The organism is Pseudarthrobacter sp. Pseusp20 (assembly GCF_059492155.1).
Genome location: NZ_CP168521.1, coordinates 3,439,416 through 3,452,593, shown reverse-complemented (window position 1 = coordinate 3,452,593; position 13,178 = coordinate 3,439,416). Strand labels below are relative to the sequence as shown.

20 protein-coding genes are annotated in these 13,178 nt (G+C 62.0%); 19 read left to right on the top strand and 1 reads right to left on the bottom strand.

Translation table 11 applies throughout. From position 1 onward, the window contains the following. Window positions 1-192: 192 nt before the first annotated feature. From tuf to ACEN9K_RS15935, 3 genes are all read left to right on the top strand, one after another. The gene (tuf, locus tag ACEN9K_RS15945) at window positions 193-1,383 is read left to right on the top strand and encodes an elongation factor Tu (protein ID WP_013601835.1); all 1,191 of its coding nucleotides are present in this window, start codon (window positions 193-195) and stop codon (window positions 1,381-1,383) included. 101 nt (window positions 1,384-1,484) lie between these two features. Continuing rightward, window positions 1,485-1,610 carry a hypothetical protein gene (locus tag ACEN9K_RS15940; RefSeq protein ID WP_495634636.1) on the top strand — a complete coding sequence of 42 codons (126 nt, stop codon included), beginning with the start codon at window positions 1,485-1,487 and terminating at the stop codon, window positions 1,608-1,610. A 109-nt stretch (window positions 1,611-1,719) separates the two neighbouring features. Further along, window positions 1,720-2,970 (top strand): Nramp family divalent metal transporter, encoded by a 1,251-nt coding sequence (locus ACEN9K_RS15935; protein WP_026265740.1) that lies wholly within the window; start codon window positions 1,720-1,722, stop codon window positions 2,968-2,970. A gap of 36 nt (window positions 2,971-3,006) precedes the next feature. Here the strand turns inward: ACEN9K_RS15935 and ACEN9K_RS15930 are convergent, their stop codons facing one another. Further along, on the bottom strand, window positions 3,007-4,443 hold the full coding sequence (locus tag ACEN9K_RS15930) for a GH1 family beta-glucosidase (protein ID WP_018769132.1): 1,437 nt from the start codon (window positions 4,441-4,443) through the stop codon (window positions 3,007-3,009). Window positions 4,444-4,841: 398 nt separating this feature from the next. Between ACEN9K_RS15930 and rpsJ the strand changes: the two genes are divergently transcribed. The 16 genes from rpsJ (at window position 4,842) to rplF (ending at window position 13,176) form a co-directional block, all read left to right on the top strand. Further along, window positions 4,842-5,150, top strand: coding sequence for a 30S ribosomal protein S10 (gene rpsJ / locus ACEN9K_RS15925; RefSeq protein ID WP_003803825.1), 309 nt, complete (start codon window positions 4,842-4,844; stop codon window positions 5,148-5,150). Window positions 5,151-5,167: 17 nt separating this feature from the next. Then, window positions 5,168-5,818 (top strand): 50S ribosomal protein L3, encoded by a 651-nt coding sequence (gene rplC, locus ACEN9K_RS15920; RefSeq protein WP_018769133.1) that lies wholly within the window; start codon window positions 5,168-5,170, stop codon window positions 5,816-5,818. Between the two features lie 4 nt (window positions 5,819-5,822). Continuing rightward, entirely contained in the window at window positions 5,823-6,443 is a 621-nt protein-coding gene (rplD, locus tag ACEN9K_RS15915; RefSeq protein WP_018769134.1) for a 50S ribosomal protein L4, read from the top strand. Further along, the gene (rplW, locus tag ACEN9K_RS15910) at window positions 6,440-6,745 is read left to right on the top strand and encodes a 50S ribosomal protein L23 (RefSeq protein WP_011692807.1); all 306 of its coding nucleotides are present in this window, start codon (window positions 6,440-6,442) and stop codon (window positions 6,743-6,745) included. Before rplD ends, rplW begins: the two co-directional genes overlap by 4 nt. Window positions 6,746-6,774: 29 nt before the next feature. Beyond that, complete coding sequence (gene rplB / locus ACEN9K_RS15905) at window positions 6,775-7,614, top strand: 50S ribosomal protein L2 (RefSeq protein ID WP_026264302.1); 840 nt, start codon at window positions 6,775-6,777, stop codon at window positions 7,612-7,614. Window positions 7,615-7,626: 12 nt separating this feature from the next. Further along, complete coding sequence (rpsS, locus tag ACEN9K_RS15900) at window positions 7,627-7,908, top strand: 30S ribosomal protein S19 (protein ID WP_003803803.1); 282 nt, start codon at window positions 7,627-7,629, stop codon at window positions 7,906-7,908. Window positions 7,909-7,946: 38 nt separating this feature from the next. Further along, on the top strand, window positions 7,947-8,312 hold the full coding sequence (rplV, locus tag ACEN9K_RS15895) for a 50S ribosomal protein L22 (RefSeq protein ID WP_009358304.1): 366 nt from the start codon (window positions 7,947-7,949) through the stop codon (window positions 8,310-8,312). Then, window positions 8,313-9,143, top strand: a complete 831-nt coding sequence (gene rpsC, locus ACEN9K_RS15890) for a 30S ribosomal protein S3 (RefSeq protein ID WP_134163700.1) — start codon at window positions 8,313-8,315, stop codon at window positions 9,141-9,143. After that, window positions 9,144-9,560: a 50S ribosomal protein L16 gene (gene rplP / locus ACEN9K_RS15885; protein WP_043454603.1), complete on the top strand. Its 417-nt coding sequence runs from the start codon at window positions 9,144-9,146 to the stop codon at window positions 9,558-9,560. It abuts the gene before it with no gap. Window positions 9,561-9,562: 2 nt separating this feature from the next. Next, the gene (gene rpmC / locus ACEN9K_RS15880) at window positions 9,563-9,892 is read left to right on the top strand and encodes a 50S ribosomal protein L29 (RefSeq protein ID WP_018769136.1); all 330 of its coding nucleotides are present in this window, start codon (window positions 9,563-9,565) and stop codon (window positions 9,890-9,892) included. Beyond that, window positions 9,889-10,194: a 30S ribosomal protein S17 gene (gene rpsQ, locus ACEN9K_RS15875; protein ID WP_018769137.1), complete on the top strand. Its 306-nt coding sequence runs from the start codon at window positions 9,889-9,891 to the stop codon at window positions 10,192-10,194. Before rpmC ends, rpsQ begins: the two co-directional genes overlap by 4 nt. Before the next feature lie 630 nt (window positions 10,195-10,824). Then, complete coding sequence (gene rplN / locus ACEN9K_RS15870) at window positions 10,825-11,193, top strand: 50S ribosomal protein L14 (protein WP_003803789.1); 369 nt, start codon at window positions 10,825-10,827, stop codon at window positions 11,191-11,193. 3 nt (window positions 11,194-11,196) lie between these two features. Beyond that, on the top strand, window positions 11,197-11,559 hold the full coding sequence (rplX, locus tag ACEN9K_RS15865) for a 50S ribosomal protein L24 (RefSeq protein WP_015937845.1): 363 nt from the start codon (window positions 11,197-11,199) through the stop codon (window positions 11,557-11,559). Next, window positions 11,559-12,140, top strand: coding sequence for a 50S ribosomal protein L5 (gene rplE / locus ACEN9K_RS15860; protein ID WP_018769138.1), 582 nt, complete (start codon window positions 11,559-11,561; stop codon window positions 12,138-12,140). The genes rplX and rplE overlap by 1 nt, the downstream gene beginning before the upstream one ends. A gap of 82 nt (window positions 12,141-12,222) precedes the next feature. Continuing rightward, the gene (rpsH, locus tag ACEN9K_RS15855; RefSeq protein ID WP_018769139.1) at window positions 12,223-12,621 is read left to right on the top strand and encodes a 30S ribosomal protein S8; all 399 of its coding nucleotides are present in this window, start codon (window positions 12,223-12,225) and stop codon (window positions 12,619-12,621) included. 18 nt (window positions 12,622-12,639) lie between these two features. Beyond that, on the top strand, window positions 12,640-13,176 hold the full coding sequence (gene rplF / locus ACEN9K_RS15850; RefSeq protein ID WP_018769140.1) for a 50S ribosomal protein L6: 537 nt from the start codon (window positions 12,640-12,642) through the stop codon (window positions 13,174-13,176). Window positions 13,177-13,178: the final 2 nt, after the last annotated feature.

Sequence of the window (13,178 nt, the reverse complement as noted above, 5' to 3'; positions counted from 1 at the left end):
CAGGTGGCCGGGCCGGCCGGATTTATCCGGCAAGCCGGTCCGGCCCCTGCACGAACAGGCTCAGGGGATTAGTATTAGTTCCTGAATCTGCAATTTCACCAATCCAAAGCCCCCCAAGTAGACTTGCCTGAGTTCTACCGCGATAAGCGCGGCTGGAGGGCAAGCTATTTGAAAACGTTCTAGGAGGAACCTGTGGCAAAGGCAAAGTTCGAGCGGACTAAGCCGCACGTCAACATCGGCACCATTGGTCACGTTGACCACGGTAAGACGACGCTGACGGCCGCCATTTCCAAGGTGCTGTACGACAAGTACCCGGATCTCAACGAGAAGCGTGACTTCGCGTCGATTGACTCTGCACCCGAAGAGCGTCAGCGCGGTATTACCATCAACATCTCCCACGTGGAGTACCAGACCGAGAAGCGTCACTACGCACACGTTGACGCCCCCGGCCACGCTGACTACATCAAGAACATGATCACCGGTGCTGCCCAGATGGACGGCGCAATCCTCGTGGTTGCCGCTACCGACGGCCCGATGGCTCAGACCCGCGAGCACGTTCTGCTCGCCCGCCAGGTTGGTGTTCCCTACCTGCTGGTCGCGCTGAACAAGGCTGACATGGTTGAGGACGAGGAACTCCTCGACCTCGTCGAAATGGAAGTTCGTGAGCTCCTGAGCTCGCAGGGCTTCGATGGCGACAACGCTCCGGTTGTCCGCGTTTCCGGCCTGAAGGCCCTGGAAGGCGACCCCGAGTGGGTCAAGTCCGTTGAGGACCTGATGGCTGCTGTCGACGAGTCCGTTCCGGACCCCGTACGTGACCGCGACAAGCCGTTCCTGATGCCGATCGAGGACGTCTTCACCATCACCGGTCGTGGCACCGTTGTTACGGGCCGCGCCGAGCGTGGAACCCTCGCCATCAACTCCGAGGTCGAGATCGTCGGCATTCGCCCGGTCCAGAAGACCACGGTTACCGGTATCGAGATGTTCCACAAGCAGCTCGACGAAGCATGGGCCGGCGAGAACTGTGGCCTCCTGCTCCGCGGTCTGAAGCGCGACGATGTCGAGCGTGGCCAGGTTGTCGTCAAGCCGGGTTCCATCACCCCGCACACCGACTTCGAGGCCAACGTCTACATCCTCTCCAAGGACGAAGGCGGACGTCACAACCCGTTCTACTCCAACTACCGCCCGCAGTTCTACTTCCGCACCACGGACGTAACCGGCGTTATCACCCTGCCCGAGGGCACGGAAATGGTTATGCCTGGCGACAACACTGAGATGACCGTTGCGCTCATCCAGCCGATCGCTATGGAAGAGGGCCTCGGCTTCGCAATCCGCGAAGGCGGCCGCACCGTTGGTTCGGGACGTGTTACCAAGATCATCAAGTAGTACTTGCTGACCTGAAGGACAGCCCCGCTGCAGTAGCAGCGGGGCTGTCCTTTTTCGTTAAGGGGCCACTGGTACTGTTGCACCACTGAAAGGAGTTCATCATGGGATGGCTTATTTTCCTGATCATCGCGGTTGCCGTTATAGCCGGGGTGTTCTGGACCAGGAAGTACTTCCGGCGCGAGATTGACCGGGCCAAGCGGATCAACAGGGCAAACAAAAACCAGTAGCAACAGCAGCAGCACACCGATCTGCCGGTATTCCTTACTCTTACTTTTCGGTATACCTAAATTCGGGGTATCCTCGTCATATCGACGCCCGCAACGACGAGGACACGCAATGGCTGTTTCAACAATGACGGCGGAATCCGCCACCCCCAGGATCTGGTCCCGCCTGCTCCTGCTCGGGCCGGCATTCGTAGCTGCCATTGCCTACGTCGACCCGGGAAATGTCGCCGCCAACCTGACCGCCGGCGCCAGCTTCGGCTACCTCCTGGTCTGGGTCCTCGTTGCAGCCAATGGCATGGCCGTACTGATCCAGTACCAGTCAGCCAAGCTGGGGCTCGCCACCGGCATGAGCCTGCCCGAAATCCTCGGGAAGCGCCTGGGCACGCGTCGCCGCCGCGCCTATTGGGTGCAGGCGGAGATCGTTGCCGGGGCCACTGACATGGCCGAGGTTATCGGTGGGGCAGTGGCACTGAACCTGTTGTTCGGCCTGCCCCTGCTGACCGGCGGCGTCATTATCGGCCTGGCGTCCATGCTGCTGCTGGCGCTCCAGTCGCACCGCAGCCAGAAATCCTTCGAATTTGCCATTCTTACCCTGCTGGGCGTCATTGCTGTCGGGTTCGTTTCGGGCCTCTTCGTCGCACCGCCCGACGCCGGCGGCGCCCTGGCCGGACTGGTGCCCCGGTTCGAGGGGACCGACACCGTGCTGCTCGCGGCGAGCATGCTCGGGGCCACGGTTATGCCGCATGCCATCTACCTGCATTCCGCCCTTGCCCGCGACCGCCACGGATTCTCGGAAGATCCGGCGGTCAGGACCCGGCTGATCCGAACCACGCGCGTGGATGTCGCCGGCGCTTTGCTGCTCGCCGGCGTCGTCAACATTGCCATGCTGCTGCTGGCTGCCTCCAGCCTTCGCGGCGTGGAGGGTACTGACACCATTGCCGGCGCGCACGCTGCCGTGACGTCCGCACTGGGCCCTGTGATCGGCGTCGTTTTCGCTGTGGGCCTGCTGGCCTCCGGCCTGGCGTCCACCTCGGTGGGATGCTACGCCGGGGCCACCATCATGGGCGGCCTCCTCAAGGTCCGGATTCCCCTACTGGTCCGGCGGACCGTCACCCTGATTCCCGCGCTGGCGGTCCTGGGCGCAGGGATTGAACCGACGCTGGCGTTGGTCCTGAGCCAGGTCCTCCTGAGTTTCGGCATCCCGTTCGCGCTGATCCCCCTGATCCGGCTCACCGGCAGCCGCAAGGTGATGGGCATCCACGCAGATTCAAAGCCGCTCAAGATCGCCGGTTGGACCAGCGCCACCCTGATCGTGGGCTTGAACTGCGTGCTGATCTTCCTCACGGTGTTGGGACACGGCTGAACCCGCGGCCGCCGCTACGGTGCTGGTGGCGCGCCACTAATGTGGCCGGTGGCGCCGTGCCCTGGACAACGCCTGGTACCAGTAGAAGGACCGCTTGGGCGTCCGCTCCAGTGTCTCGAAGTCCACGTGCACCAGCCCAAAACGCTGCGAGTAGCCGGCCGCCCACTCAAAGTTGTCCATCAGCGTCCAGACGTAGTAGCCCCGGAGATCCACGCCCTCGGCGTGGCCGCCGGGGGCGGTGGCGTCAAGCGCTGCCGTCAGATGTGCGGCAAGGTACTCCACGCGGTCGGTGTCTTCCAGTGTGCCGGCGATACGGTCGGGTTCGGGGAAGCTGGCACCGCCCTCGGTGATGTACACCGGCGGGAGGGCCGCTCCGTACCGGTCCCGCATTTCCCGCAGCAGGATTCCCAGATGGTCAGGTGCCACGGGCCAGCCGAATCCTGTGCTGTCGAACTCGGAGTAGCCAACCTCGTGGAAGGGCAGCTTGGCGAGTTGCTTGTGCATATCCGCAGGCAGGGGAGTGATGCCCGGCCCCAGGGCCACCTTGACGGGGAAGTAGTAGTTCAGTCCGTAGAAGTCCAGCGGCTGGTGGATGGTCCGGAGGTCCGCATCGGAAATCCTGCCGATTGATCGCAGCCAGGGCTTAGCGTACAGCGGCAGCGAGGGGTATTGGCCCAGCAGGACGGGGTCGGCATAGATCCTGTTCATGAGCAGGTCGTAGAGATGGGCCACCAGCCGGTCGCCAAGCTTCCTGGTGGCGGGCCTGACGGGGGAATGCAGGTTGGTCAGGCCGATGCCGCCCGCCACGCCGGCCGCCCGCAGTGCCTGCACGCCGAGCCCGTGCGCCAGGAGCTGGTGATGGATGGCGGGAAGGGCGTCAAACATCAACCGGCGCCCCGGTGCGTGCACTCCAAGGGCATAGCCGTTCAGGGTGACCGAGACCGGTTCGTTGAGGGTGACCCACTGCGCCACACGATCGCCGAACCGCTCGCCGGCAGCCCTGGCATACTCGCCAAACCGCTCCGCGGTGTCACGGTTCAGCCAGCCGCCGCGGTGTTCCAGGGGCAACGGGGTGTCCCAGTGGTAGAGCGTTGCCATGGGGGAGATGCCGGCCTCAAGGAGTTGGTCGATCAGCCGGTCGTAAAAGTCCAGGCCCTCGGGATTGAAGCCGCCCTGGCCATCCGGCTGGATGCGTGGCCAGGACAGCGAGAACCGGTATGAGTCAACGCCCAGTTCCTTGAGCAGCGCCACATCCTCCGGCAACCTGTTGTAATGGTCGCAGGCCACGGCGGGGGAGTGTCCGTCCTGGATGGCGCCGGGCTTTTCCGCAAAGGCATCCCACCCCGATGGCCCGCGGCCCCCGGCCTTGAGTGCGCCTTCAATTTGGAACGCCGCCGCCGCGACGCCAAGCGTGAACGACGGCGGAACGCGTCCGGCCAGTTCGGTCACCGATTCAGTGCCTTCCAGGGTCATGCTCCCTATCATCCAGCGCGTTCGGGTCCGCGGCAATGGCCGGTGACCAGCCCGGACCCGGAGCCGATTCGCATCTGCCGCGGATTTCCGGCATACTAGATGAGTTGTTCAAGCGCTTCTTCGCGTCCCGATCCGGATAATGCCGGGTGCAGGGTCCAAGCTGAAGACCAAACATAACCCACCCCCATGGAACTGCGGATTTATATGTGCGCCCAGCGCGACACGCCCGACCGCGGGGGTCGGTTACGCCGGCAAGGTGAGGAACCCGGATTCATCCGGATTCAGTTTGTGCGGCGGATGGTGGTTACGACCTCAAATGCTTCGGCAGCCATACAACGAGTAAGTGAACAGGGCAGCCCTAAACCGGGGAAGCACAGACTGAAAGAGAGTCAGGCGACATGGCGGGACAAAAAATCCGCATCCGGCTGAAGTCATACGACCACGAGGTCATTGACGTTTCAGCACGGAAGATCGTTGAGACGGTCACGCGCGCAGGCGCAACGGTAGTCGGCCCCGTGCCGCTGCCGACGGAGAAGAACGTGTACTGCGTGATCCGCTCTCCGCACAAGTACAAGGACAGCCGCGAGCACTTTGAAATGCGCACGCACAAGCGTCTTATCGACATCATCGATCCCACGCCGAAGGCTGTTGACTCGCTCATGCGTCTCGACCTGCCGGCTGACGTGAACATCGAAATCAAGCTGTAGGGAGGTGCTGAGAAACTATGACCGCAACCCGTAACGTAAAGGGCCTGTTGGGCACGAAGCTCGGCATGACCCAGGTCTGGGACGAGAACAACAAGCTCATCCCCGTCACTGTGGTCCAGGCAGACTCGAACGTCATCACCCAGCTGCGCAACGCTGAGACCGATGGCTACGTCGCCGTTCAGATCGGCTACGGCCAGATCGATCCCCGCAAGGTCACCAAGCCGCTGGCTGGTCACTTTGAAAAGGCAGGCGTCACGCCTCGCCGCCACGTCGTCGAACTCCGTACCGCAGATGCTGCCGAGTACGAGCTGGGCCAGGAGCTCTCCGTAGAGGTCTTCGAAGCCGGCCAGAAGATCGACGTCATCGGCACCACCAAGGGTAAGGGCTTCGCCGGTGTTATGAAGCGTCACGGCTTCCACGGTGTTGGAGCTTCCCACGGTGCCCACAAGAACCACCGTAAGCCCGGTTCAATCGGTGGCGCATCCACCCCGAGCCGCGTCTTCAAGGGCATGAAAATGGCCGGCCGCATGGGCGCCGTTCGTCACACCACGCTGAACCTCACGGTCCACGCGGTTGACGTCGAGAAGTCGCTGCTCCTGATCAAGGGTGCCGTTCCCGGCGCCCGCGGCCAGGTCGTACTCGTACGCACCGCCGTGAAGGGAGCCTAGTTCAATGGCTAACACTGTCCAGGTTGACCTGCCTGCAGAGATCTTCGACGTTCAGACCAACGTGCCGCTGCTGCACCAGGTTGTCGTTGCCCAGCTCGCTGCTGCCCGCCAGGGAACCCACAAGACCAAGACCCGCGCTGAAGTTTCCGGTGCAGGACGCAAGCCGTTCAAGCAGAAGGGCACCGGCCGCGCCCGTCAGGGTTCCATCCGTGCTCCCCACATGACCGGCGGTGGCATCGTCCACGGTCCCACCCCGCGTGACTACAGCCAGCGCACCCCCAAGAAGATGATTGCTGCTGCACTGCGCGGCGCACTGTCTGACCGGGCACGCAACGGTCGCATCCACGTTGTCGCAGAACTGGTTGAAGGCACCAAGCCCTCCGCCAAGACCGCACTGGCAACGCTCCGCGGTGTGTCCGACCGCAAGAACCTGCTGGTCGTCATCGAGCGCGATAACGACGTTGCCGCACTGTCCGTGCGCAACCTCGCCGGCGTTCACGTTCTGTATGTAGACCAGCTGAACACCTACGACGTTCTCGTCTCTGATGACGTTGTCTTCACCAAGGCTGCCTACGACGCATTCGTTGCCGCTAAGGCAGCTAAGAACGAGGAGGATGCCAAGTGAGTGCAGCCACCATCAAGGATCCCCGCGACGTCGTGCTTGCACCCGTCGTGTCGGAAAAGAGCTACGGCCTGATCGACGAGGGCAAGTACACCTTCCTGGTGGACCCCCGTTCGAACAAGACCGAGATCAAGCTGGCCGTGGAGAAGATCTTCTCCGTCAAGGTCGAATCGATCAACACCATCAACCGTGCCGGTAAGCGCAAGCGCACCAAATTCGGATGGGGTACCCGCAAGAACACCAAGCGTGCGATTGTCACCCTCAAAGAAGGCACCATCGACATCTTCGGCGGTCCGCTCGCGTAGCGGAGACCACTTTAACGAGGAAATAAATTATGGGAATCCGTAAGTACAAGCCGACTACCCCGGGCCGTCGTGGCTCGAGCGTAGCGGACTTCATCGAAATTACGCGGTCGACGCCGGAAAAGTCGTTGGTACGTCCGCTGCCCAAGAAGGGCGGCCGTAACAACACCGGTAAGATCACCACCCGTCACAAGGGTGGTGGGCACAAGCGCCAGTACCGTCTGATCGACTTCCGTCGCCACGACAAGGACGGCGTCAACGCCCGCGTTGCCGAAATCGAGTACGATCCGAACCGCACGGCTCGCATCGCCCTCCTGCACTACGTTGATGGCACCAAGCGTTACATCATCGCTCCCAACAAGCTCTCCCAGGGTGACGTTGTCGAGGCAGGTGCCGGTGCTGACATCAAGCCCGGTAACAACCTGCCCCTGCTCAACATCCCGGTGGGTACCGTTATCCACGCAGTGGAACTGCGTCCGGGTGGCGGCGCCAAGATGGGCCGCTCCGCCGGCGCATCCATCCAGCTTGTTGCCAAGGAAGGCCGCTTCGCCCAGCTGCGCCTGCCTTCCGGTGAAATCCGCAACGTTGACGTGCGCTGCCGCGCAACCGTCGGCGAGGTGGGCAACGCCGAGCAGTCGAACATCAACTGGGGCAAGGCCGGCCGTATGCGGTGGAAGGGCGTCCGCCCGACCGTCCGTGGTGTTGCCATGAACCCGGTTGACCACCCGCACGGTGGTGGCGAGGGTAAGACGTCCGGTGGACGTAACCCCGTCAACCCGAACGGTAAGCGTGAAGGCCGCACCCGCCGCCCCAACAAAGAGAGCGACAAGCTTATTGTGCGTCGCCGTCGTACTGGCAAGAACAAGCGATAGGAGCCTGGACACATGCCACGCAGCCTGAAAAAAGGTCCTTTCGTCGACCAGCACCTCTTTGTGAAGGTAGCCAGGGAAAACGAAAAGGGCACCAAGAACGTCATCAAGACCTGGTCCCGCCGTTCGATGATCATCCCCGACATGCTCGGACACACGATCGCCGTACACGACGGACGCAAGCACATCCCGGTGTTTGTCACTGAGTCGATGGTCGGGCACAAGCTCGGCGAATTCGCTCCCACGCGGACATTCCGCGGCCATGTCAAGGACGACCGTAAGGGCAAGCGCCGCTAGGCGCCTGCGTTTACGTCAAAGACGAGAGAAGGAAAGCAATGGAAGCCAAGGCAATTGCGCGCCACATCCGCGTAACGCCTATGAAGGCCCGGCGCGTCGTCAACCTTGTTCGTGGATTGCAAGCGAATGAGGCTCTGGCAATTCTGAAGTTTGCCCCCCAGGCAGCTTCGGAGCCGGTATTCAAGGTAGTTCAGTCGGCAATCTCCAACGCCCGGGTCCTCGCGGACCGCGACGGCGTGGCGTTTGACGAAGGCGACCTCATCATCAGCGAAGCGTTTGTTGATGAAGGCCCGACCATGAAGCGGTTCCAGCCGCGTGCCCAGGGTCGTGCATTTCAGATCAAGAAGCGCACCAGCCACATCACCGTGGTAGTCGCTACCCCGGAGAAAGAGGAGGCTCGCTAAGTGGGACAGAAAGTAAACCCGCACGGGTTCCGACTCGGCATCACCACCGATCACGTATCGCACTGGTTCGCTGACAGCACCAAGGCAGGCCAGCGGTACAAGGACTTCGTCCGCGAAGACATCCGCATCCGCCAGCTCATGTCCACGGGCATGGAGCGCGCCGGCATCGCCAAGGTCGAGATCGAGCGCACCCGTGACCGTGTCCGCGTGGACATCCACACGGCACGTCCCGGCATCGTCATCGGCCGCCGTGGAGCAGAAGCAGACCGCATCCGCGGCGAGCTCGAAAAGCTCACCGGCAAGCAGGTCCAGCTGAACATCCTCGAGGTCAAGAACCCCGAGATGGAAGCCCAGCTTGTTGCCCAGGGCGTTGCAGAGCAGCTGACTTCCCGCGTGGCATTCCGCCGTGCGATGAAGAAGGCCATGCAGTCCGCTCAGCGTGCAGGTGCCAAGGGCATCCGTATCGCCTGCTCGGGCCGCCTGGGTGGCGCTGAAATGTCCCGCTCGGAGTTCTACCGCGAAGGCCGTGTGCCCCTGCACACCCTCCGCGCGAACATCGACTACGGCTTCTACGAAGCCAAGACCACCTTCGGCCGTATCGGCGTGAAGGTCTGGATCTACAAGGGTGACGTCACCGCCAAGGAACTGGCAGCACAGGCTGCTGCAGCTCCGTCCCGCGGTAACCGTGGCGACCGTCCCGGCCGCCCGGGTGGCGCTGACCGTGGTGACCGCCGCCGTCGCACCGACCGCCCGGCCGCTGACGCAGCTCCTGCTGCCGAAGCACCGGCAGTTGAAGCAGCACCTGCTGCTGCAGAAGGAGGACAGGCTTAAATGCTTATCCCACGTCGAGTAAAGCACCGTAAGCAGCACCACCCGGGTCGTTCCGGCGCTGCTACGGGCGGTACCCAGGTCTCCTTCGGTGAGTACGGCATCCAGGCCCTGAGCCCGGCATACGTCACCAACCGTCAGATCGAGTCCGCTCGTATCGCGATGACCCGCCACATCAAGCGTGGCGGTAAGGTCTGGATCAACATCTACCCGGACCGTCCCCTGACCAAGAAGCCGGCCGAAACCCGCATGGGTTCCGGTAAGGGTTCACCGGAATGGTGGGTCGCCAACGTCAAGCCGGGCCGGGTTCTGTTCGAACTCTCCGGTGTCAATGAAGAGGTAGCTCGCGAGGCCCTGCGCCTGGCAATCCACAAGCTGCCGTTGAAGGCACGCATTGTGCGTCGCGAGGGTGGTGAATAGAAATGGCAGTAGGATCCAAGGATCTGGCTCCCGCACAGCTGGACGGTTTCGACAACGAGCGTCTCGTTGAAGAACTCCGCAAGGCCAAGGAAGAGCTGTTCAACCTGCGTTTCCAGTCCGCCACCGGACAGCTGGAGAACCACGGTCGCCTGCGCGCGGTAAAGAAGGACATCGCCCGCATCTACACCGTTCTCCGCGAACGCGAGCTGGGCATTCGTGCCGAGGTTGCCGCACCGGTTGTGGAAGCCAAGGAAGAGAAGAAGTCCAAGAAGGCTTCAACCAAGAAGGCCGACAAGGCTGAAAAGGCTGAGACCGAGGAGGACGCCAAGTGAGTGAAAAGGACCAGAACGTGACCGAAACTGCTACCGCAGCCAAGGCTGGGCAGCGCGGTTACCGCAAGACCCGTCGCGGCTACGTGGTCTCTGACAAGATGGAAAAGACCATCGTCGTCGAGGTTGAAGACCGCGTGAAGCACGCACTGTACGGCAAGGTCATCCGCCGCACTTCCAAGGTCAAGGCACACGACGAAGAGAACACCGCCGGCATCGGCGACCTCGTAGTCATCGCCGAGACCCGTCCGCTGTCCGCCACCAAGAACTGGCGGCTCGTGGAAATCCTCGAGAAGGCCAAGTAGCACCTGCTGCTTAGCTGTTGCCCCTGCTCCCTCCCGGGAGCGGGGGCTTCCTCGTTTAACGGGCAGCGGGCGTGGCCGTCCGTCCCACACAGACGCCCCATCACTTCCTGCATCTTTTCCCGAAGCGCCCCATCAGTTCCTGCACGCTTTTCGGAAACGCCACATCACTTGCAGAAACGTACCAGCGGGAGGTGATGGCGCGTTGGAGGATTTCCTGCAGGTAGTGATGGGGCGTAGTGGACTGCCGGACGACGGCGGCGCCTGGACTGGCGGGGGAGTGGCACCTTTGGTGGGCCGAAAGGCTGCCCTGCGTGACGCCGTCGTCCGTCTTGCGGGGTGGTGGGCGGTGGTGATATGGGGACCGGCGGAAAACGTGCTAGGATATTGAGTTTGTATGGCGCCTTTCGCGCGCCGTCATCAACCTCGTAAACAAGCGTGCCACAGCATAGTGCCCCTGTGCGCCCGGGATCCGTCCCGGACCGGATGGGAGCAACTGCTTCTGGCACGGGCGTTTAGGCCTGGTCTGGCAAAATCCAGGCAGGTCAAGAGACACCCCGATCAACCGTTCCGCAAGGCTCATTCCGTAGCAAGATCACGGCCTGAGAACCGGCGCGACGCAAGGAGTAAATAGTGATTCAGCAGGAGTCGCGACTCAAGGTCGCCGACAACACGGGTGCTAAGGAAATCCTTACCATTCGCGTTCTCGGTGGATCCGGCCGTCGCTACGCAGGCATCGGTGACGTCATTGTCGCCACCGTCAAGGATGCAATCCCGGGCGGCAACGTAAAGAAGGGCGATGTGGTCAAGGCCGTCATCGTCCGTACCAAGAAGGAACGCCGCCGTGCGGATGGTTCCTACATCAAGTTTGACGAGAACGCAGCTGTGATCCTGAAGAACGACGGTGACCCCCGCGGTACCCGTATCTTCGGACCGGTTGGTCGTGAACTGCGTGACAAGAAGTTCATGAAGATCGTTTCTCTGGCTCCGGAGGTGCTCTAGTCCATGGCTGCAAAGATCAAGAAGGGTGACCTGGTTCAGGTCATCACTGGCGCCAAGGCTGAGCGCGGCGGCGACCGCGGCAAGCAGGGCAAGGTTCTGCGCGTATTCACCGACACCAACCGCGTGCTGGTTGAGGGTATCAACCGCGTCACCAAGCACACCCGGGTTGGACAGTCGCAGCGCGGCACCAAGACCGGTGGCATCGAGGTCGTAGAGGCCCCGATCCACATTTCCAACGTGGCCCTGGTTGACCCGTCGACCAAGAAGCCGACCCGCGTGGGCTTCCGCCTCGACACGGTGGAGAAGAACGGTGTCAAGAAGACCGTCCGCATCCGCGTGTCCAAGAGCTCCGGGAAGGACATCTAATGACTGAGACTCTCGAGACTCCGGCAACGAAGATCGTTCCTCGTCTGAAGACCAAGTACGCCGAATCCATCAAGGCAACGCTCCAGGATGAATTCAAGTACGAGAACGTGAACCAGGTACCCCGCCTGGTGAAGGTTGTTGTGAACATGGGTGTTGGAGATGCCGCCAAGGACTCCAAGCTGATCGACGGCGCTGTCCGCGACCTCACCCAGATCACCGGCCAGAAGCCGCAGGTTACCAAGGCCCGCAAGTCGATCGCACAGTTCAAGCTGCGCGAAGGCATGCCCATCGGTGCACACGCAACCCTGCGTGGCGACCGCATGTGGGAATTCGTGGACCGCCTGGTCACCCTGGCCCTGCCCCGTATCCGCGACTTCCGCGGCCTCAGCGGCAAGCAGTTCGATGGCAACGGCAACTACACCTTCGGTCTGACCGAGCAGGTTATGTTCCACGAAATCGACCAGGACAAGATCGACCGCGTCCGCGGTATGGACATCACGGTTGTGACCACCGCCAAGACCGATGACGAAGGCCGCGCGCTGCTCAAGGCGCTTGGTTTCCCGTTCAAAACCGAAGCTTAATTAACTACGTAAAAGGTCCGGCCGCTCCGCTCCATCAAGGAGGGAACGGCGGAAACCGTTACGAGGAAGGGCATGAGCCCACATGACAATGACAGATCCTGTCGCAGATATGCTTACGCGCCTGCGTAACGCAAACTCGGCATACCACGACTCCGTGTCTATGCCTTACAGCAAGCTCAAGGCACGCGTTGCCGACATCCTCAAGGCCGAAGGTTTCATCGCCGGCTGGAAGGAAGAGGACGCTGAGGTTGGCAAGAAGCTGACCCTCGAACTCAAGTTCGGTCCGAACCGCGAGCGTTCCATCGCCGGTGTACGCCGCATCTCCAAGCCGGGTCTCCGCGTTTACGCGAAGTCCACCAACCTGCCTCACGTGCTCGGTGGCCTGGGTATCGCAATCCTGTCCACCTCTTCCGGCCTCCTGACTGACAAGCAGGCCGGCAAGAAGGGCGTGGGCGGCGAAGTCCTCGCGTACGTCTGGTAACGGGAAAGGAAGAGAATAATGTCACGTATTGGACGTCTCCCCATCACCGTTCCTGCCGGCGTTGAGGTCAAGGTTGACGGCTCTGTCGTCAGCGTCAAGGGTTCCAAGGGGGAGCTGACCCACACTGTGGCCAGCCCCATCGAGGTTGCCCTGGACGAGAACACCCTGACCGTCAGCCGCCCGAACGACGAGCGCGCCTCCCGTTCGCTCCACGGCCTGACCCGCACCCTGATCGCCAACATGATCCAGGGCGTCACCGCAGGCTACGAGAAGAAGCTTGAAATCGTCGGTACCGGTTACCGCGTTCAGGCCAAGGGATCTGACCTTGAGTTCGCTCTCGGCTACAGCCACCCGGTCAGCGTTTCCGCTCCGGCCGGCATCACCTTTGCAGTAGAGGGACCGACCAAGCTCTCTGTCTCAGGTATCAATAAGCAGCAGGTCGGCGAAGTTGCTGCCAACATTCGTAAGCTGCGGAAGCCGGACCCCTACAAGGGCAAGGGCATCCGTTACGCCGGCGAAGTCATCCGCCGCAAGGTCGGAAAGGCTGGTAAGTAACC

What these genes read in the sequence shown, in the direction of transcription:
- rplE (WP_018769138.1), top strand. Translation starts at nt 11,559, where the DNA reads ATGACTGAGACTCTCGAGACTCCGGCAACGAAGATCGTTCCTCGTCTG.
- rplC (WP_018769133.1), top strand. Translation starts at nt 5,168, where the DNA reads ATGACCGCAACCCGTAACGTAAAGGGCCTGTTGGGCACGAAGCTCGGC.
- rplX (WP_015937845.1), top strand. Translation starts at nt 11,197, where the DNA reads ATGGCTGCAAAGATCAAGAAGGGTGACCTGGTTCAGGTCATCACTGGC.
- rplV (WP_009358304.1), top strand. Translation starts at nt 7,947, where the DNA reads ATGGAAGCCAAGGCAATTGCGCGCCACATCCGCGTAACGCCTATGAAG.
- rplF (WP_018769140.1), top strand. Translation starts at nt 12,640, where the DNA reads ATGTCACGTATTGGACGTCTCCCCATCACCGTTCCTGCCGGCGTTGAG.
- rpsJ (WP_003803825.1), top strand. Translation starts at nt 4,842, where the DNA reads ATGGCGGGACAAAAAATCCGCATCCGGCTGAAGTCATACGACCACGAG.
- rplD (WP_018769134.1), top strand. Translation starts at nt 5,823, where the DNA reads ATGGCTAACACTGTCCAGGTTGACCTGCCTGCAGAGATCTTCGACGTT.
- ACEN9K_RS15940 (WP_495634636.1), top strand. Translation starts at nt 1,485, where the DNA reads ATGGGATGGCTTATTTTCCTGATCATCGCGGTTGCCGTTATAGCCGGG.
- rplB (WP_026264302.1), top strand. Translation starts at nt 6,775, where the DNA reads ATGGGAATCCGTAAGTACAAGCCGACTACCCCGGGCCGTCGTGGCTCG.
- rpmC (WP_018769136.1), top strand. Translation starts at nt 9,563, where the DNA reads ATGGCAGTAGGATCCAAGGATCTGGCTCCCGCACAGCTGGACGGTTTC.
- ACEN9K_RS15930 (WP_018769132.1), bottom strand. Translation starts at nt 4,443, where the DNA reads ATGACCCTGGAAGGCACTGAATCGGTGACCGAACTGGCCGGACGCGTT.
- rplP (WP_043454603.1), top strand. Translation starts at nt 9,144, where the DNA reads ATGCTTATCCCACGTCGAGTAAAGCACCGTAAGCAGCACCACCCGGGT.
- rpsS (WP_003803803.1), top strand. Translation starts at nt 7,627, where the DNA reads ATGCCACGCAGCCTGAAAAAAGGTCCTTTCGTCGACCAGCACCTCTTT.
- rpsH (WP_018769139.1), top strand. Translation starts at nt 12,223, where the DNA reads ATGACAATGACAGATCCTGTCGCAGATATGCTTACGCGCCTGCGTAAC.
- ACEN9K_RS15935 (WP_026265740.1), top strand. Translation starts at nt 1,720, where the DNA reads ATGGCTGTTTCAACAATGACGGCGGAATCCGCCACCCCCAGGATCTGG.